Annotated in this window: 17 protein-coding genes; 7 read left to right on the top strand and 10 right to left on the bottom strand. The window is 61.4% G+C overall.

From position 1 onward, the window contains the following. Positions 1–9: 9 nt before the first annotated feature. The 3 genes from NL116_RS21750 to greB are packed head-to-tail and all read left to right on the top strand — an operon-like array spanning position 10 to position 3,729. A complete protein-coding gene (locus tag NL116_RS21750) occupies positions 10–693 on the top strand; it encodes an ABC transporter ATP-binding protein (RefSeq protein WP_007943616.1) in 684 nt (227 codons plus the stop codon). Further along, positions 693–3,197, top strand: a complete 2,505-nt coding sequence (locus NL116_RS21755; protein ID WP_494373977.1) for an ABC transporter permease — start codon at positions 693–695, stop codon at positions 3,195–3,197. The genes NL116_RS21750 and NL116_RS21755 overlap by 1 nt, the downstream gene beginning before the upstream one ends. A gap of 34 nt (positions 3,198–3,231) precedes the next feature. Next, the gene (gene greB, locus NL116_RS21760) at positions 3,232–3,729 is read left to right on the top strand and encodes a transcription elongation factor GreB (RefSeq protein ID WP_494373978.1); all 498 of its coding nucleotides are present in this window, start codon (positions 3,232–3,234) and stop codon (positions 3,727–3,729) included. Positions 3,730–3,732: 3 nt separating this feature from the next. On the opposite strand, the gene NL116_RS21765 is transcribed toward greB, so the two are convergent. From NL116_RS21765 to NL116_RS21775, 3 genes are all read right to left on the bottom strand, one after another. Next, the gene (locus NL116_RS21765) at positions 3,733–4,056 is read right to left on the bottom strand and encodes a class I SAM-dependent methyltransferase (RefSeq protein ID WP_494373979.1); all 324 of its coding nucleotides are present in this window, start codon (positions 4,054–4,056) and stop codon (positions 3,733–3,735) included. Positions 4,057–4,304: 248 nt separating this feature from the next. After that, entirely contained in the window at positions 4,305–4,739 is a 435-nt protein-coding gene (locus tag NL116_RS21770) for a DoxX family protein (protein ID WP_027925698.1), read from the bottom strand. Between the two features lie 103 nt (positions 4,740–4,842). After that, entirely contained in the window at positions 4,843–6,264 is a 1,422-nt protein-coding gene (locus NL116_RS21775) for an MltF family protein (RefSeq protein ID WP_494373980.1), read from the bottom strand. A gap of 235 nt (positions 6,265–6,499) precedes the next feature. On the opposite strand from NL116_RS21775, the gene NL116_RS21780 reads away from it, so the two are divergent. From NL116_RS21780 to NL116_RS21790, 3 genes are all read left to right on the top strand, one after another. Then, the gene (locus tag NL116_RS21780; protein WP_494373981.1) at positions 6,500–7,315 is read left to right on the top strand and encodes a TatD family hydrolase; all 816 of its coding nucleotides are present in this window, start codon (positions 6,500–6,502) and stop codon (positions 7,313–7,315) included. Between the two features lie 119 nt (positions 7,316–7,434). Continuing rightward, complete coding sequence (locus tag NL116_RS21785) at positions 7,435–8,916, top strand: methyl-accepting chemotaxis protein (protein WP_494373982.1); 1,482 nt, start codon at positions 7,435–7,437, stop codon at positions 8,914–8,916. A gap of 208 nt (positions 8,917–9,124) precedes the next feature. Continuing rightward, positions 9,125–9,490, top strand: a complete 366-nt coding sequence (locus tag NL116_RS21790) for an Mpo1-like protein (protein WP_027925694.1) — start codon at positions 9,125–9,127, stop codon at positions 9,488–9,490. Here the strand turns inward: NL116_RS21790 and NL116_RS21795 are convergent, their stop codons facing one another. The 3 genes from NL116_RS21795 to NL116_RS21805 form a co-directional block, all read right to left on the bottom strand. After that, positions 9,491–10,288: an acyl-CoA thioesterase gene (locus tag NL116_RS21795; RefSeq protein ID WP_494373983.1), complete on the bottom strand. Its 798-nt coding sequence runs from the start codon at positions 10,286–10,288 to the stop codon at positions 9,491–9,493. A gap of 143 nt (positions 10,289–10,431) precedes the next feature. Further along, positions 10,432–11,199, bottom strand: a complete 768-nt coding sequence (locus NL116_RS21800) for a CHAD domain-containing protein (protein WP_494373984.1) — start codon at positions 11,197–11,199, stop codon at positions 10,432–10,434. Between the two features lie 39 nt (positions 11,200–11,238). Continuing rightward, positions 11,239–11,517 carry a hypothetical protein gene (locus tag NL116_RS21805; RefSeq protein ID WP_494373985.1) on the bottom strand — a complete coding sequence of 93 codons (279 nt, stop codon included), beginning with the start codon at positions 11,515–11,517 and terminating at the stop codon, positions 11,239–11,241. A gap of 226 nt (positions 11,518–11,743) precedes the next feature. On the opposite strand from NL116_RS21805, the gene NL116_RS21810 reads away from it, so the two are divergent. Next, positions 11,744–12,784: a patatin-like phospholipase family protein gene (locus tag NL116_RS21810; protein ID WP_494373986.1), complete on the top strand. Its 1,041-nt coding sequence runs from the start codon at positions 11,744–11,746 to the stop codon at positions 12,782–12,784. Between the two features lie 42 nt (positions 12,785–12,826). Here the strand turns inward: NL116_RS21810 and NL116_RS21815 are convergent, their stop codons facing one another. The 4 genes from NL116_RS21815 to kdpB form a co-directional block, all read right to left on the bottom strand. Continuing rightward, complete coding sequence (locus tag NL116_RS21815; RefSeq protein ID WP_494378112.1) at positions 12,827–13,525, bottom strand: response regulator; 699 nt, start codon at positions 13,523–13,525, stop codon at positions 12,827–12,829. A gap of 48 nt (positions 13,526–13,573) precedes the next feature. Beyond that, the gene (locus NL116_RS21820) at positions 13,574–16,225 is read right to left on the bottom strand and encodes a DUF4118 domain-containing protein (protein WP_494373987.1); all 2,652 of its coding nucleotides are present in this window, start codon (positions 16,223–16,225) and stop codon (positions 13,574–13,576) included. A gap of 132 nt (positions 16,226–16,357) precedes the next feature. Further along, on the bottom strand, positions 16,358–16,903 hold the full coding sequence (kdpC, locus tag NL116_RS21825; protein ID WP_494373988.1) for a potassium-transporting ATPase subunit KdpC: 546 nt from the start codon (positions 16,901–16,903) through the stop codon (positions 16,358–16,360). A gap of 145 nt (positions 16,904–17,048) precedes the next feature. Then, complete coding sequence (gene kdpB / locus NL116_RS21830; protein WP_494373989.1) at positions 17,049–19,106, bottom strand: potassium-transporting ATPase subunit KdpB; 2,058 nt, start codon at positions 19,104–19,106, stop codon at positions 17,049–17,051. Between the last annotated feature and the right edge of the window lie 14 nt (positions 19,107–19,120).

The following is a 19,120-nucleotide window of genomic DNA, read 5'->3' on the forward strand; positions in this document are numbered from 1 at the left end:
GGATTCTCCATGGGCGCAAGCATTCTCACCGCGAAGAACCTCAGCAAAGTGGTTCCCAGCGCGGAAGGTGAACTGACTATCCTGCACGAACTCAGCCTGGAACTGAACAAGGGCGACAGCCTGGCCATCGTCGGCGCCTCCGGTTCCGGCAAATCCACCCTCCTCGGCCTGCTCGCCGGGCTCGACCTGCCCAGCAGCGGCGAAGTCACCCTGGCCGGGCAAGGGCTGAGCACCCTCGATGAAGATCAACGCGCGCGCATTCGGGCCGAGCATGTCGGTTTTGTGTTCCAGTCCTTTCAGTTGCTCGACAGTCTAAACGCGTTGGAAAATGTCATGTTGCCGCTGGAGCTCGATGGCCGTAAAGACGCTCGCGAGCGTGCCACCGAGTTACTGCAACGTGTCGGCCTGGGCCAGCGCCTGACCCATTCACCACGCCAGCTCTCGGGGGGCGAACAGCAACGGGTGGCGATTGCCCGGGCGTTTGCCGCCGAACCCGACGTGCTGTTCGCCGATGAACCCACCGGCAACCTCGACAGCCATACCGGTGAGCGCATTAGCGACTTGTTGTTCGAACTCAACCAGGAACGCGGCACGACGCTGGTACTGGTGACCCACGACGAACGCCTGGCACATCGTTGCCGGCGCCTGATCCGCCTTGAAGCCGGCCTGCTGGTCGCCCCACTGGAGCCTTGATGGCACGCCTGCCGCTGTTGCGCCTGTTCAGTCTTGCCATCCGCCAACTGCTGCGCGATGCACGCGCCGGCGAATTGCGCGTGCTGTTCTTCGCTTTGCTGGTGGCTGTGGCGGCGAGTACCGCCATTGGCTACTTCGGCGCCCGCCTGAACGGCGCCATGATGTTGCGCGCCACCGAATTTCTAGGCGCCGACCTGTTGCTCGAAGGCAGCTCACCGGCACGGCCCGAACAGATTAAAAGCGGCACGGAGCTGGGGCTTGAACACGCTCAGGTGGTGGAGTTCTCCAGCGTCATCGCCACCGATAACGGTATTCAACTGTCCAGCATTAAAGCGGCTGACGCGGTCTATCCACTGCGCGGCGAACTGAAAAGTGCCCCGGCGCCCTTCGCACCGGAAGAAGCCGGCGGCGGACCGAAGCCCGGTGAGGCCTGGGTCGAGGCACGACTGCTGACGGCGCTGGATCTGAAGATCGGCGACAGCATCGACGTTGGCATGAAAACCCTGAAACTGGCACGTGTCCTGACCTACGAACCCGACCGGGCCGGTAATTTCTATAGCCTCACGCCCCGTGTGCTGATCAACCTCAGCGACCTGGCCGCCACCGGTGTGGTGCAACCCGGAAGCCGGGTCAGTTACCGCGAACTCTGGCGCGGCAACGCCGAGGCGCTGGAAACCTATCGTCAGCTGATCAAACCAGGTCTGGCGGCCAACCAGCGCCTGCAGGATGCCCGCGACGGCAATCGACAAATTGGCGGCGCACTGGGCAAGGCCGAGCGCTACCTCAACATGGCAAGTCTGGTGGCGGTCCTGTTGTCCGGTGTGGCGGTAGCGCTGTCGGCCACACGCTTTGCCACGCGCCGCTTCGATGCCAGTGCACTGCTGCGCTGCCTGGGCCTGTCACGCCGGGAAACCATGGTGCTGTTCAGTTTGCAGCTGACAGTACTCGGGTTGCTCGCCAGCGCCAGTGGTGCCCTCCTCGGCTGGCTGGCACAGCTTGGGCTGTTCGCGTTGCTGCATGATTTGTTACCGACCGATGTACCGCCGGGTGGCCTGCTGCCGGCCATCGCCGGGATCGGCACGGGGCTGGTGGCACTGGCCGGATTCGCCCTGCCACCGTTGGCCGCGCTCGGTCGCGTGCCGCCATTGCGAGTACTGCGCCGGGACATGCTGCCGATTCCATCCAGCACCTGGATGGTCTATGGCGCCGCGTTGGGCGCCCTCGGCCTGATCATGTGGCGCCTGAGCCTTGATCTGGTGTTGACCTTCGCCCTGCTCGGCGGCGGCGTGATCGCCGCACTGGTACTCGGTGGCTTGCTTTTGCTGCTACTCAAAAGCCTGCGCCGGCTGCTGGCCCGCGCTTCGCTCCCCTGGCGCCTCGGTCTGGGCCAGCTGCTGCGTCATCCATTGGCCGCTGCGGGACAAGCCCTGGCCTTCGGCCTGATTCTGCTGTCCATGGCGTTGATCGCATTGCTGAGAGGCGAATTGCTGGACACCTGGCAAAACCAATTGCCGAAAAACGCGCCGAATTATTTTGCGCTGAACATTCTGCCGGCGGACAAACAGGCCTTTACGGATCGTCTGATTCAACTGTCGGCGCAGTCCGCGCCGCTCTACCCGGTGGTGCCGGGTCGACTGATCAGCATCAATGGCGAGCCGGTGCAGGACATCGTCAGCAAGGATTCGGCGGGTGATCGAGCGATCCAGCGCGACTTGAGCCTGACCTGGGCGGCGGACTTGCCGGCGGGCAACAAACTCACGGCGGGCAACTGGTGGACCGAGCAGACACCCGACGAGGTTCCCGGTGTGTCAGTTGAAGGCAAAGTGGCCGAAAGCCTGAAGCTCAAACTCGGCGATCACTTGGTGTTTACAGTGGGCGGGGTCAATCGGGAGGCGAAGGTCACCAGCTTGCGAGAGATCAATTGGGACAACTTCCAACCGAATTTCTTCATGATCTTCCAGCCCGGCACCTTGAAAGATTTGCCGGCGACTTACCTGACCAGTTTCTATCTGGCGGCCGGTCACGATCAGCAGATTGTCGACCTCTCGCGCAGCTTCCCGGCGGTGACCATTCTGCAAGTCGAAGCCCTGCTGGAACAGCTGCGCAGCATCCTCGCCCAGGTCACGCTGGCGGTGGAATATGTGCTGTTGTTTGTACTGGCGGCGGGGATGGCGGTGTTGTTTTCCGGCCTCCAAGCGACGCTCGATGAACGCATTCGCCAAGGCGCCCTGTTGCGCGCGCTGGGGGCCGAACGGCAGTTGTTGGTCAAGGCGCGGCGGATCGAGTTCGGTTTGCTCGGCGCGGTCAGCGGTTTATTGGCGGCACTGGGCTCGGAACTGGTGAGCCTGGTGCTTTACCGCTACGCCTTCGACCTGCCGTGGCATCCGCATCCATGGCTGTTGGTGCTGCCGGTGATCGGTGCGGTGCTGATTGGTGGCGCCGGTGTGTTCGGTACCCGCCGCGCGCTGAACGCCAGCCCCCTGACAGTGTTGCGCGAGGGTTGATAGACTCAAACCTTGCCCATTACAAGAAGTTGCCATGAGCCGTTATCGTCCCCCCCGCCCCGCAGGCACCGCGCTGATCACCCCCGAAGGTGAAGCGCGGATGCGGGCTGAGTTTCATGAGCTTTGGCATGTACGGCGACCGCAAGTGACGCAGTCGGTGAGCGAGGCTGCGGCACAGGGTGATCGTTCCGAGAACGCGGAATACACCTACGGCAAAAAAATGCTGCGTGAAATCGACAGCCGCGTGCGCTTTCTCACCAAACGGCTGGAAGCGCTGAAGGTGGTCAGCGAAAGACCCAGCGACCCGAACAAGGTCTATTTCGGCGCCTGGGTCACGATCGAAGACGAGGACGGTAAAGCGTCGCGCTACCGTATCGTCGGACCGGATGAGCTAGACCTGAAACTCGGACTGATCAGCATCGACTCACCCCTCGCCCGTGCGCTGATCGGCAAGGCGCTGGACGCCGAAGTTCGGGTCCAGACACCGACCGGCGAGCAATGCGTGTATATCGTGGCAATCGACTACCCTTGAACCTCAGCGACGGGTAATCAGGCCTTGTCGGGCAACGCGGGTCAGCTGCCTGATCACTTCCGGCGCATCTTCGAGGCTGGGCGATTGAATCACCGCCAGGTCAAAGCTGTCGCTGGCAAATCGAGCCAGCGATTCGCCGTCTTCGACAAACTGGATCAGGAAGGCTGCAGGCCCACCGGTACGACGTGGCCAGCCATCGAGGTAACGCAGGAGCGTCGGCTGATGTTTACCGCCAAGAAGGATTTTAGGATTACGCTGGGTCAGATGTGCCGTGATCGGCGCGGGACGTACTACGGGGCTAAGTGTTACGGGACTAGGTGCGTTCATCAAGTCGTGTCTCTGCCTCAAAATTCTGCATGGCAGGTGAGAGGCAACACCGAACCAGCGCTTTAGCGGTATTTCGAAGCCTGTTTCAAGCTTCTATCGGTAACTGGATGAGTTACCTGGCGCCCCGCAAGTAGCTGTTTAAATCGGCGCATAGGCAACATCCTAGAGAAGCTGACCGGACAGTGTCAAGAATGACGCGCAACAAAAAAGGCTCGCGCAATGCGAGCCTTTTCGTTGAGCCAGAGCGGTCAGTCGGTGATGGCGCGGTCCAGCGACAGCTTGCCGGCACCTTCGATCAATACCGCAATGCTGCCACCGAGCAAGGCCAGGGCGAATTCATAACCGTTGTTGGCCATGAACAGACCGTTATGGATGTGCACCGAGAAAATAGCGACCAGCGAGAGGAAAGTCAGGCCCAGTGCAGCAGGACGTGTCAGCAGACCGATGATCAACGCCAGACCACCGAAGAACTCGGTACCGCCGGCCAGAATCGCCATCAGGTGACCCGGTGCCAGGCCCAGGCTTTCCATGTACTGCGCGGTGCCGGCAATGCCGTAGCCACCAAACATACCGAAGAGCTTCTGCGCGCCATGAGCTGCGAAGATGATCCCGACGACAATCCGTATCGCGGTCAGTCCGAAACCGGCGCGGGTAAACAGTACCTTGTTGATCAGTGAGCTCATGCTGTGTCATCCATTGTGAGTGAGTGTTCGTTGGGCGCCATATTAATCGATTAAACGAATGTAAAAAGCGCAATAATTGCGACATAACAATCAGTTTAGTCGATTATTTACGAGAGACCATTTTTTGTCCCTGCGGCTCCAATGACTCCCTCTCACGATCGAACGCCAAGTAATACTTGTTCACGCTATTAACATAGCTGACGGGGCCCATCCCCACCTGCTCCATGGCGATGCGCTCGACCTGGAAGAACCACTGATTGGGATTCAGGCCACGCCGCCGGGCTTCGGCGCGCATACCCTGCACCCGCTCCGGGCCAATGTTGTAAGCCGCCAGCACGAACGCCATGCGTTCACGTTCGTTGAGCTTGGGGCTGGCGAAGAATTTGCGGCGGATCATGGCCAGGTACTTGGCCCCGGCCTGCACGTTGGCGTCGAGCTCCTGAATGTTGTTGACCCCCACCCGCTGGGCAGCAGACGGGGTGATTTGCATCAGCCCGGTGGGGCCGCCACCGCTGCGGGCGTTGGGTTGCAGGGCCGACTCCTTGAACGCCAGCGCCGCCAAATTCAACCAGTCCATGCCTTGGGCATCGGCGTGCTTTTGCAGCACCGGGCGCAGTTTTTCCAGGCGCTGACGGTCGGCCTTGGCCAATGGATAGTGCACTTGGTACAGCCGCCGATAGATCCGCAGAAACGCTACGTCCTGGTCCGACGACTTCTTGTACGTCGTCAGAAAACGATCAATGCTCGCCCGCAGCATCGAGGCATCGCGGCGCACAAACCAGAACTCTTCACCCGGCTCACTGATCAGCACCTGCTTATCGAAACGCAATTTTGGCAGGATCTTGCCCCAGCGTTCGGCAATCGGTTGCTCGACGATGGTCAGGTGAAAGATCCCGCCTTGAACCATTTCCAGTACATCTTCGACGGCCAGACTGGGATCGACCCACTCGATCGTTATCGGTGCCAATTTGTGCAGTGCGAGTTTTGAATTGATCTGGCTCACGGCATCGCCGGCCGCGCTGCCGGTGGGCAACGCCAAGGTCTTGCCCGAGAGTTGTTCGACCTTGGTGTAGCGCCGCTCGCCCTTGATCCCCACCAGCACCAACGGGATGTCGCTGGCAATCGGTTCGCTGCTGCTGACCGCGTGGCCAGGCTGCAAATCAAGCAACTCCCCAGGCGCGACCAGATCCCCTTCTCCGCGCTGCAAGGCGCCGAGCAGCTGATCCTTGGCTTTGGGGATGATCTTGAGACTGACTTCCTGACCGTCGCGGGCGTGGCCGTTGAGGTATTGCTCGAAGGCGCGCAAGCGGTGGTATTCGACGCCGATGGCCTGGCCCTGGACTTCGCCGGAGCTGTTGCGGCTCTGGTTGACCAGTACCCGCAACACGCGGCTGCTGCGAATCTCTGCGAGGTCGCGCACCTTGGTCGCCGGCACGGCTTGCAGCGGCCCGGCCAGACGCGCGACCGCCGGCATCGGCAGCAGCAACGAACAGCACAGCAGTAGCAAAATCGAGGGACGTATCATCCACTCTCCGGAAAGAATACTGGGCCGATTTCCGAAAAAAGCATGAAATCGAACGTCAGAAACAGAGCGCCATGAGCGCTGGCAAAGTGCGAAAGACTGGCACAGTGATGGCACCTTGACCACCCCGGCCTGTCTCGCGGCATCAAGAGACAGCTTTAACTCGTTGTAGTTCTTGGCTTTTCTTATAAATCTACAGCTCTGATATGCTTTCCGGCCTATGGTCCGAGGTAGCACCATGCAACTCATCGATATCGGCGTCAACCTGACCAACCCCAGTTTTGCCGACAAACACCAGGCCGTACTCGACCGCGCGTACGCCGCAGGTGTTTGCCAATTGGTCCTGACCGGCACCAGTGTCGAGGGCAGCGAACAGGCATTGGAACTGTGCCAGCAACTGGACGAAACCGCGCAACGACTGTTCGCCACCGCGGGCCTTCACCCGCATGCGGCCAGCGACTGGAACGCCGACAGCGCCCAGCGTTTGTGCAGCTTGCTCAAGGAACCGAACGGGGTGGCCGTGGGCGAATGCGGGCTGGATTTCAATCGCGATTTCTCGCCACGCCCGCAGCAGGAAAAAGTCCTCGAAGAGCACCTGGCGATGGCGGTCGAGTTGCAGTTACCGGTGTTTCTGCATGAGCGCGATGCCAGTCAGCGCCTGTTGGACATCCTGCGTGATTACCGTGACCAATTGCCAGCCGCCGTGGTGCATTGCTTCACCGGCGAAAAGAAAGCCCTGTTCAGCTACCTCGATCTGGATTTGCACATCGGCATCACCGGCTGGATCTGCGACGAGCGCCGGGGCACGCACCTGCATCCGCTGGTGAAAGAGATCAAACGCGGGCGCTTGATGCTGGAAAGCGATGCGCCGTATCTGTTGCCACGCAGCTTGCGGCCGAAGCCGAAAAACGGTCGCAACGAGCCAGCGTATTTGACTGAGGTACTGCGGGAAGTGGCGTTGCATCGTGGGGAAACGGTAGAGGATCTGGCTGATCACACCACTGCCTGCGCCAGAGCGTTTTTCGGCTTGCCCACAATCCCCCGGGCAGTCTGAATCCCTGTGGAAGCGAGCAAGCTCGCTCCCACATTGATCCATATCAAATTCGTATTCCTCGATAGCGGCACAATGCTGGCACCTTGCCAATGCTGTTTCCGCTATCAGAGTAGACCTCCATGGGTGCCTGGCTTAGCAATATTTCGCTGAAATACAAATTCTGGGCGGTCAACGCGGTCGCCTTCTTTACCACTCTGTTGCTGGTGCTGTACGCCGTGCAGCTCGAACAACAGGCTCGCAATCTCACCGCGCAGGCGTCCGCTCAGGCGCAGGCGCGATTGCTCAGTGCCTGGCCCGCCGGGCAACCGCTGCCCAACGCCGACAACCTGCTGACCTTCGGGCGCGGACAGGCGCCATTGTTGAATGGTCAGCCACTCCTGCAACTGACCGACAGCCACGGCTGGGTCGAGATCAACCCACTGCCGCTGTTCGGCGACAACCCGTTGATGGGTGCGGAGGTGTTCACCCGTGCCGATGGCCAGCAAATCGCGGTGATCGCTTTTGGCTCGAGCATGAGCCAAGTCTTCAGCGAGCGTTTTGCCCGGTACGCGGTGGCTGTATTTATCCTGATGCTGGCCATGCTCGGCGCTTCGCAACTGTTGATCCGCTTCCTGCTGAGCCAGCTCAACACCTTGAAAGACGTGATGCTTCACGTCGAAAAAACTGGCGACCTGTCTGCCCGCGTGCCACTGGCCTGCAAGGATGAAGTCGGGCAGATGGCCAACGCCTTCAACGCGATGCAGGCCGGTTACCAGCGGGTGGTCAACACCGTCGCCAGCACGGCTCGGCAACTGGACGTCGGTGCCGCGCGCCTGGCTTCGAGCATGAACGAAGTGCGCCACGGCATGCTCGGCCAGCAAAGCGAAACCGATCAGGCCGCCACGGCGATCAATGAAATGACCGCCACCGTCTATCACATCGCCCAGCACGCCGGTGCCACCCGCGACCTCTCGCAAACGGCGGACGCATTGGCAAGCAGTGGGCAGCAAGTGGTGAGTCGCGTGCAAAAGTCGATTACCGGGTTGTCCTGCGGTGTGCAGCAGACAGCGGAGATGATTCAGCGTTTGGCCGAGGACAGTCAGAAGATCAACGGCGTGGTTAGTGTGATTCACAGCATTGCCGAGCAGACCAATTTGCTGGCCCTGAATGCGGCCATCGAAGCGGCGCGCGCCGGTGAAATGGGACGGGGCTTTGCAGTGGTGGCCGATGAGGTGCGTAACCTGGCCAAGAGTGTGCAGACTTCCACCGACGAGATCACCCTGATGGTCTCTGCCTTGCAGGCCGGGACCCGGGACGCGGTGGACTTCATGCAAGAAAGCTCCTTCAAGGCCGACGACTGCGTGAAACAGGCTCAAGAAGCTGGCGCCGCGCTGGCCGAAATCACCGGCGCCGTGGCGCAGATGCGTGAAAGCAATACGCAGATTGCGGTGGCGGCCGAGCAGCAAAGCCAGGTGGCGGAGGAGATGAATCGGGCGGTGGTGAGTATTCGCGATGTGACCGTGAACACTGTGCAGCAGACCATTGATTCTGCGACCACCAGTCATGAGCTGGCGGCGTTGGCTGGGGAGTTGAGCAAGGCCATTGGGCAGCTCAAGCTCTGAGGGCCCCTTCGCGAGCGGACTCGCTCCCACAGTTGACCGAGTTCCTAAAAGGGAATGCGATTAAATGTGGGCGTGAGCCTGCTCGCGAAGGCGTCAGCCCGGCCAACCATCCCGGCCTATCACCCCCATAGCCAACCTCGATTCGCCGACCGTCCTTCTCCCACCTATTCTTCAATCATACGGTCAACACGGATTGAGGAGTTTCAACATGGGCAAACGTCACCCTAACCTACCCGCCTGGCAATGGCGCGCGTACCCGAACAATCACCAGCACCCGACCAACCTGGTGTTGCACCTGATCGCCGTGCCGCTGTTCATCGTCGCGTTTTTGCTGATTGTTTCCGGGGTGTTCAGCCTGAGCCTGTTGAACATCGCCATCGGTGTGATCGGCCTGCTCGCCGCGCTGGGGCTGCAACGTCACGGTCACAGCCTGGAGGCGCAAGCCTCCGAGCCGTTCAGTGATCGCAAAGACGCGGTATCACGCTTGTTGGTCGAACAGTTCCTGACCTTCCCGCGGTTTTTCCTCAGCGGCGGCTGGTGGCGTGCATGGCGTGAACGCCACCGTCGGCACTGATCAGGCGAAAATCGTTACCGTCTGCCGGCTCATGGCAATCAACCGGCCATCCGCGCTCCACAGTTTCGCAGCCGCATGACCATAACCGTCTGCGGCGTGCTCGGTTTCGACCAGGTATTTGCACCACTCCAGCGTGCTCAATTCCAGCAACGGCTGGACGAACTCGATGGTCCAGGTCAGGGTGCTGCCCATCGCGGTTTTTTTCAGGTGCGGCAACAAGGACGGGGGCCAGGCGTCCACCAGCGCGAGGATATGCGACTCGGAGACGGCCTCTTCCTTCACATCCCCACGCAAACGTACCCAACCGCCCATTTGACGGGAAGTGTTGCCGGTAAACGGCATGCCACCGACAGCCCAGCGCATTGCCAGATGGCGCATGAACTCCGGAATCACGCCGGGGATAAAGGGCAACTCCTGACATTCATCCCAGTGCTTCATTTGCGGAGCAGGTTCAGCCGTAATCGCCACTTCGGAAGGCCGTGAGGCACCAAAGCTGCCCTGAATCAACGTCACCACTTGCCCCTTCTGCATTGCCCGGCCCAGCACCTGGCTGACGGCTTTGCCCTCGCGCAACACCTCGACTTCAAAGCTGACCGGCACCTCAGGCTCGACCGGTCCGACAAAGGTGATCGCCAGCGAACGCACCAACCGGTCTGCCGGGACTTTTGCGCGCATGGCCTCGAATTGCAACGCCGCCACCAGACCACCAAAACTGGCCCGACCCTGCGCCCATCCGGCCGGAATAGACAGCTCCAGCGGTTGCCGGCGGACGGCGTCGAGCAGATCGCAAAAGCGCATGAAGACCTCGGAGAATGGAAAAAGAAGAGAGGATCTTAACCAGCCAGCGATGTGGATACAGCGCCTGTTCCGGCCAAAAGTACTGACAGAAAAGCCGCACCCGAGATTCCAAACCCGCTCCCACATTTCTATTTGTGGTGTTTTCAGGATTTGAAGCAGCGTGAGCTGAGTTTGTCGAGAACACGGTCGGCGCGCGCTTCAGCGTCAGCCATGGTGGTTTTCCAGGCAGCGACACAAGGCTGCAAATCGGCCTCCTCTTGCGCCCTGGCCAGCCATTGCCAACTGTCGTGCCAATCACCCAAAGCCCCCTGCGCCGCTTTCAATCGGGGCAAGGCTGCCTTCGGCAATCGGTCCAGCTCGGGATAGGCCTCGATGCCATAGCGCACACGCTTGATCAAGAGCCGCAAGCGATGACGGTCGTGGGCCGGGTCGTGCAGCGCAGCGTCGAGTTTCTTCCACTGTTTGCCCAGGCGTTTTTCAATGCGCTTGCGCAAGCCCTTGAGTAACCCCTGACGCTGGGACGCGCGTAGAAAACGCGGAAAGGCATCGAAGATCATCAACAACTGCGCCAGCTCTGGACTGACCGCCACCGCCGGATACGCCTCGTCCATCAGCGCCATGCGCCGGTGGGCGGCCTCGGGTTGACCGTGCTCAAGTAAATACGCCGCCAGCACTTCGCGATCGCGCAACGGCGTGGTCAGCTCGCCGACGCGGGACGCCGCCGCTTCCACCTGCTCGACACCGGGCAGACCACGCAAGGGTCGCAACAGACTGCGCAAACGGCGAACCGTGGTGCGCAGGTCATGCAACGCTTCAGGGTCAGTGCGGGCACTCAAACGTGCCTGACAGGCCAACAAACGGACTTCAAGGCCCAGGACATGGGCCACCAACCGATCAACCAAATCAGACATCGTTTACTCCCTGAATCGAGTGTCCGCTATATCACCGTTTCAACGACCGGCACGCGACTCACGAATATAAAAGCGCGCCTTCTCGGCCTTGCTGGTGCAGCCTTCGTAGGCTTCGAATTGTTGCTGGGTCTTGGCGCCGGTCAGCAACGACAGGGCCTTGGAGTAACTGACAGTCCCGGCGAAACCTTCGGCCTTGGCCAAGTCTAGCTCATGCCAAGCGGCGTCAATCTGGCTGCCGCAGCTTGCGCGGTAAGCCGTTTTGCCGGCACAACCGGCGAGCGCCAGCGCAATCAAAGGTACGCAAATCCAGGCTTTCATCCAATACCACCTCAAGATAGGTCAACAGTCGTGCAGGTAAGACGGCCCGGGGCGGGAAAAGTGCCTTGGCCGCACACAGCAAACTCGCAATAGCGTGGGCAAGAATAGCCAAGTGCCGCCATGGAGTGTCGAAAAAACGACGCACCCGGCCCATCGAACGACCTTGGCGATTGAAGCACGCACCTTGATGGGTGCATTGTTGAACCTTGTCAGACGAGGCCGATTCATGAAAAAGCGTATCGCACTGGTACTGGGCTCAGGTGGAGCCCGAGGTTATGCCCATATCGGTGTCATTGAAGAGCTCGAACGTCGCGGTTACGACATCGCCTGCATTGCTGGTTGTTCCATGGGCGCGGTGGTCGGCGGGATTTATGCCGCCGGCAAACTTGACGAGTATCGCAACTGGATCGAAAGCCTGGATTACCTCGACGTGTTGCGTCTGGTGGACGTCAGCTTTCGGCTAGGCGCAATTCGCGGTGAGAAGGTCTTCGGGCAGATCCGCAAGATCGTCGGCGAGATCAATATCGAGGACCTGCGCATTCCCTACACGGCCGTGGCCACGGACCTGACCAACCAGCAGGAAATCTGGTTTCAGGAAGGTTGTCTGCACCAGGCCATGCGCGCCTCGGCGGCAATTCCGAGCCTGTTTACCCCGGTGATGCAGGGCAACCGGATGCTGGTCGATGGCGGCATTCTTAATCCTTTGCCGATCGTGCCCGTGGTGTCGAGCCATTGCGACCTGATCATCGCGGTCAACCTCAACTCCACTAACCAGCGTCACTATCAACTGCCGGTGATCCAGCGCCCGGCGGCGTTCAAAAGTCGTTTCGACAGCCTGATCAATTCACTCGGTTCGAAACTGCCGTTTCGACGCAAACAGGCCGAACAATTGCTGCTGCTGGAAAAGGAAGCGCTGATGGCCGAAGCGGCTGACATCAACCCCTGGATCGAATCAGCCGAACCCGAGGCGCAGCAGCCTGCAGCTGCTCCCGAGCGCGAAGGCGCACCCAAATCGGCCACCGGTTCGTTCATCATCGATAACGTCGGGCCGGCCTCTTTGCTTGACCTGATCAACCAGAGTTTCGAGGTCATGCAGACGTCGCTGGCGCAGTACAAAATTGCCGGGTACCCGCCGGATATCCTGATCAACGTGCCGAAGCGGGTTTGCCGGTTTTTCGAGTTTTACAAGGCGCCGGAGTTGATCGCGCTGGGTAGGGAGATTGCGCGGGATACGCTGGATCGGTATGAGAATGAGCGGGATGCCTGAAGTTCTCGGGGGAACCGGAGGGCCAGATAATCTGGCACAAACCTAAAGCCCCCCCTCACTCAACAACCGATACCCAACCCCCGCCTCGGTCACGATAAACCGCGGCTGAGTCGGATCGTCCGCCAGCTTCTGGCGCAAATGCCCCACCACAATCCGCAGGTAATGACTGTCCTCGGTATGGGTCGGCCCCCAGATATCCTTGAGTAATTGCTGCTGGGTAATCACTCGCCCCGGATGCCGCGCCAGTTGCGCAAGCACCGCGTACTCCTTGCGCGTCAGCGCCACTTCGACCCCCTCAAGCAGCACCCGCCGATACGCCAGGTCCACGGTCAACGGCCCAAACGTCAACGCCGCTTGCTGAGCTTCACCGACAGGCGCCTGGCGCAACAAGGCGCGCACCCGCGCCAGAAACTCCTGGATGCCAAAGGGTTTGGTCACGTAGTCATTGGCGCCGCCATCCAGTGCCTCGACTTTCTGCCCTTCACCCGCGCGCACTGACAGCACCAGCACCGGCACCGTCGACCATTCACGAAACTCGCGCAGCACTTGCTGGCCATCCATGTCGGGTAAACCGAGGTCGAGCACCAGCAAGTCGGGCTTGTTCAGCGCCGCTTGCGCCAGGCCTTCGGTGCCGGTGCCGGCCTCCAGCACTTTGTAGCCTTGGGAGACCAGACTGATGCGCAGGAATTTGCGGATTTGCGGTTCGTCGTCAATGACCAAAATGGTCGCGGTCTGGCTCATGGTTTCTGATCGCGGCATGGGGATGTCCAAAGGGTATCAGGCTTCACTTCAGCGCTCACTTTCAAAGGCAGGTTGCTCCTGCAAGGGCAAGTGAAGCGTGATGCACGTGCCGCGTCCTTCGATGCCGTCGGCGACGCTGATCCGCCCGCCATGCGCACCGACCATGCCCTGACAGATCGCCAGCCCCAGCCCGGTGCCCTGCCCGCCCCGATCACCGCGTGCGGCGGTGTAGAACATGTCGAAAATCTTCGCCCGCTCCTCCTCTGGTATCCCCGGCCCCTCATCGCTCACCGAGAAAAACAGCTCGTGGTCATCCGCCCCGGCGCGCAATTGCAGACGCCCATGGGCGGGTGAAAATCGCGCGGCGTTTTCCAGCACATTGACCAGGGCCTGTTCGATCAGCGCTGCGTGGACAAACAGCAGCGGCAACTCCGGCGGTACGTCGGTGCTGACCTGCAACGGCGCCAACACGGCGCGCAGTCGATTGAGGGAACTGCCGACGATGTCGGCCGGCGACACCCAATCACGCGCCAGCTTCAGCGCGCCGTGACCGAGGCGGGTCATGTCCAGCAGGTTCTGGATGTAGCGATCCAGGCGCTCGGCTTCGTCACGCGTGCCTTCGAGCAACTCCTTGCGATCCTCCAGAGGAATGGCTTCACCGAGGGCCAACAGGCTGTCGATGCTGCCGCGCATGGATGTCAGCGGCGTGCGCAGGTCGTGGGACACCGACGCCAACAGTGCGCTGCGCAGTTGCTCGGTTTCGCCATGCAATCGCGCCGCTTCGAGGTCTTCGGCCAGCTGCGCGCGCGCAAGCGCCTGGGCCAGCGGCTGGCTCAGCGCGGTCAACAAACGCCGACGCTGGCCGCTTAACGCCTGGCCTTCTTTGGCGCACACGCCCATCAAGGCCAACGGCCCGTCTTCCACCGATAACGGCCACCACCACCAACGCCCCATGGGCAACGTGCCGGTGCCCGCGCCCGCTGGCTGATCGTGTTGCCAGGCCCAATCGGCGGCCGCGCGTTCGGCTTCGGAGAACTCCAGCGGGCCACCGGTTTCGACTTTCCAGCCACCCTGCCTGTCGTGATTGAGCAGGCACAGTTGCAAGTCACTCCAGCCATTGAGGTGTTGGGCGGCGGCGCTGACCACGGCTTGACGGTCGGTGGCCGCCGTCAGTTTGCGGGACAAGTCGAGCAGCTCAGTGGTTTCTTCCTGGGTGTCTCGCAGTGCCTGCAATTGTCGCCGTTGCCGGGCCGCGAGGTTACCGGTGAGCGCCGCCATCAACAGAAAGAACAACAAGGTCAGCACGTCTTCTTCACGCTGGATGGCGAAGGAAAAATTCGGCGGAATGAACAGAAAGTCATAGGTCAGAAACGACAGCGCCGCACAGGCCAGCGCCGGGCCGAGGCTGCTGCGCACCGCCACCAGCAGCACCGCAGCGAGAAACACCAGCGAGATATTGGGCAGCGGCAAAACACTCGCCACGCCCCAGGCCAACGCACTGGCCAAAACGGTCGCCACCAGCGCCAGCGCGTAGTCAAACCACACCAACGACTGTGCTGAACGCTGGTGCGGTTGATGCGGTAAGTCATCGCTGTCGAGGACGTTGATTTCCAGCCCGCGTGCATCACGCAGCAGGCGTGACGCCAAGCCGCCGCCGAACAAACGCCGACGCAAACGTTGCCGGGATTGGCCGACCAGCACCAGACTGGCGCGGCGTTCGGCGGCGTGCTGGATCAGCGTCTTCGCGACTTCGCCGGCGCGCAGCAACACCACTTCGCCACCGAGGCGTTCGGCCAATTGCTGGGCACTTTGCAGGCGCAGGCGCGATTGCTCGTCACGCACGCTGCCATTGTCGACATGCACCAGGCTCCACGGCAAATGCCGACGCTGGGCGACGCGACTGGCGTGACGCACCAGGCGCTCAGCCTGGGCGTCGCCATCGACCCCCACCAACAGACGTCCGCGTACCGCTGGCGCCGCTTGACCGAGTTGGCGATAACCTTGGGCCAGGTCATTGTCGACCTGCGCGGCGGCGGTTTGCATCGCCATTTCGCGCAGGGCGGTCAGGTTGGTCTGGGTGAAAAACGCGTCGATGGCTGCCCGCGCCTGCTCCGGCACGTAGACCTTGCCGTCGCGCAAACGCTCAAGCAGTTCGCGCGGAGGCAGGTCGATCAGCAGCAGTTCGTAGGCTTCTTGCAGCACCCAGTCCGGCAGGGTTTCACGCACCTGCACACCGGTAATGCCGCGCACTTGATCGTTGAGACTTTCGAGGTGCTGGACGTTGACCGTGGTGAAGACATCGATGCCGGCGGCGAGCAATTCCTGGATGTCTTGCCAGCGTTTGGTATGGCGGCTGCCGGGGGCGTTGCTGTGGGCCAGTTCATCGACCAGCACCAGTTTCGGCTTGGCCGCAAGCAGCCCGTCGAGGTCCATTTCTTCGAGCATCACACCCCGGTATTCCGAGCGCACCAACGGCTGTTGCGGCAAGCCACCGAGCAGCGCTTCGGTTTCGGCGCGGCCGTGGGTTTCGACCACGCCGGCAATGACTTTGACGCCCTGACGCAGCTGGGTATGTGCGGCTTGCAGCATGGCGTAGGTTTTACCGACACCGGGCGCGGCGCCGAGGAACACCTTGAGCCGGCCACGGCCATCGCGGGGCAAGTCTGCTAACAACGCGTCGGCGCGGCCGGAGTCACTCATGTTCGGGGATCTCTTTCATTCAGGTGTTAATGGGGTGACAGTTCTGCCGTCTTCGCGAGCAGGCTCGCTCCTACAGTTGGAATGCATTTCCCTGTGGGAGGGGGCCTGCTCGCGAATGGCAGCACCACCGACTTACAGGTTTTCCAGCGCGATATTCAACGCCAGCACATTCACCACCGGCGGGCCAACGAGTGGCTGCTCGATATGCGCGTCCAGCAACTGCTGAAGCGTAGACACCGGCAGATTTCGCGCAGCGGCAACACGCGCCAGTTGATAGGCAATCGCGGCCGGTGGCAAGTGTGGATCGAGGCCACTGCCGGAGGTGGTCAGCATGGCCAACGGCACAGGCCCCTGACTCGGCACCAGCAGTTTGTTGGCATCGTCAATCACCCGTGTTGCCAACGCCGGGTTGCTCGGCGACAGGTTACTCGCGCTGCTCGACACCGTGGCAAACGCACCGGCCGATGGGCGTGGATGGAACCAGGCGTCACCGACGAAATCCTGGGCAATCAGCGACGAGCCACGGACCTTGCCGTCGGCATCGCGCACCAGGCTGCCGTTGGCTTGATCCGGGAACGCGACCTGGGCGACTCCGGTGACCACCAACGGGTAGGCGACGCCGGTGATCAGGGTCATCAGGACCAACAGGCTCAAGGCCGGACGTATCATTGTGGACATTTCAAAATCCTCGAATTCGCAGAACACATACAACGTTCAGTCAGGTGCACCGTGGTGCGTTCATCGCGAGCAGGCTCACTCCTACAAAAGCACCGCATTTCCCTGTGGGAGCGAGCTTGCTCCGGGCGGCGTTCCGACGATGGCGTCAAACCAGATGCAACGCCGTCAACAGCATGTCGATTGCCTTGATGCCCACGAACGGCACCAGAATCCCGCCCAATCCATAGATCAACAGATTGCGTCGCAGCAATGCCGCCGCACTCGCGGCCTGCACCCGCACGCCACGCAAGGCCAGTGGAATCAACACGACGATGATCAAAGCGTTGAAGACGATGGCCGAGAGAATCGCGCTCTGCGGACTGGTCAGGTGCATGACGTTGAGCACACCCAGTTGCGGGTAGATCGAAGCGAACAGCGCCGGCAAAATCGCGAAGTATTTGGCCACGTCGTTGGCGATGGAGAAGGTCGTCAACGCACCGCGGGTCACCAGCAATTCCTTGCCGATCTGCACCACGTCCAGCAGCTTCGTCGGATCGCTGTCGAGGTCGACCATGTTGGCCGCTTCGCGCGCCGCTTGGGTGCCGTCGTTCATCGCCATGCCGACGTCCGCCTGGGCCAGTGCCGGGGCATCGTTGGCGCCGTCGCCGCACATGGCGACCAGGCGACCGTCGTTTTGCTCGTGACGGATGCGCGCCAGTTTTTTCTCTGGGGTGGCTTCGGCCAGCACGTCGTCGACGCCCGCTTCGGCAGCAATCGCGGCGGCGGTCAGTGGGTTGTCGCCGGTCACCATGACCGTGCGAATCCCCAGTTTGCGCAGCTCGGCGAAACGCTCGCGGATGCCGGGCTTGACCACGTCCTTGAGGTGAATCACACCGAGCAGTTTGCCGTCGGCGCAGACCAGCAACGGGGTGCCGCCGCTTTGGGCGATCTTGTCGACTTCCCGGGACAGCGATGCGGCCAGGTCAGCGCGCTTCAGGCCGACGAACGCCAGCAGAGAATCCACCGCGCCTTTGCGGTACACACGGCCCTGATAGTCGACACCGGACAGACGGGTTTCCGCGCTGAACGGTACCGCTGTCAGCAACTCAGCGGCAGGTTCGGGTTGTGGCTGAGTGCCGCGCAGGTACTCAACGATGGATTTGCCTTCAGCCGTGTCATCGGCCAGCGAGGCGAACAACGCGCCCTCGGCCAGTTCCTTGGCGGTGACGCCCGGTGCCGGATGCACCGCGGTGCAACGACGGTTACCGAAGGTGATGGTGCCAGTCTTGTCCAGCAGCAGGACGTGCACGTCACCCGCCGCTTCCACAGCACGACCGGACTTGGCGATCACGTTCAACCGCACCAGACGGTCCATCCCGGCGATCCCGATGGCGGACAACAAGCCACCAATGGTGGTCGGAATCAGCGTGACCAACAGCGCCACCAGGAACACCAGCGGCAAGCTGCCATTGGCAAAGTGGGCGAACGGTTGCAGGGTCACGACCACCAGCAGGAAGATCAGGGTCAGGCCGATCAGCAGGATGTCGAGCGCCACTTCGTTCGGGGTTTTCTGGCGTTTGGCGCCTTCGACCAAGGCGATCATGCGGTCCAGTGTCGATTCGCCAGGGTTGGCGGTGATCTTCACCAGCAGCCAGTCGGACACCAGCCGGGTGTTGCCGGTGACGGCCGAGCGGTCGCCGCCGGACTCACGGATCACCGGCGCGGATTCGCCTGTGATCGCCGCTTCGTTGACGGCTGCAATACCTTCGATTACCTCGCCGTCACCGGGGATCATTTCCCCGGCTTCGACGCGCACCACATCGCCTTTTCGCAGGCTCGCGGCCGGCACTACCTGAAAGGTGCCGTTGCTGGTTTTGCGACGAGCGCTCAAGCCTTCGCTGCCGGCCTTGAGGCTATCGGCGCGGGCCTTGCCGCGACCTTCAGCCAAGGCCTCGGCGAAGTTGGCGAACAACACGGTAAACCACAGCCACAGCGCGATTTGCGCAGCGACGAAGGTTGGCACGGCGCTGTCGGGAATGAAGCACAGCACGGTGGTCAACACGGCGGTCAGTTCGACCACCAGCATCACCGGCGCACGCTGCAATTGCCGTGGGTCGAGCTTGACGAAGGCTTGCACCAGCGCCGGGCGCCAGAGGGCCGAGATCGCTGTTTTCGGTTGTTCCGGCGCCTTGACGACGGCGGTTTTGCTTACAGGCATATTCATGATGGATTCCTTAG

It is taken from the genome of Pseudomonas sp. FBCC-B1667 (assembly GCF_059133255.1).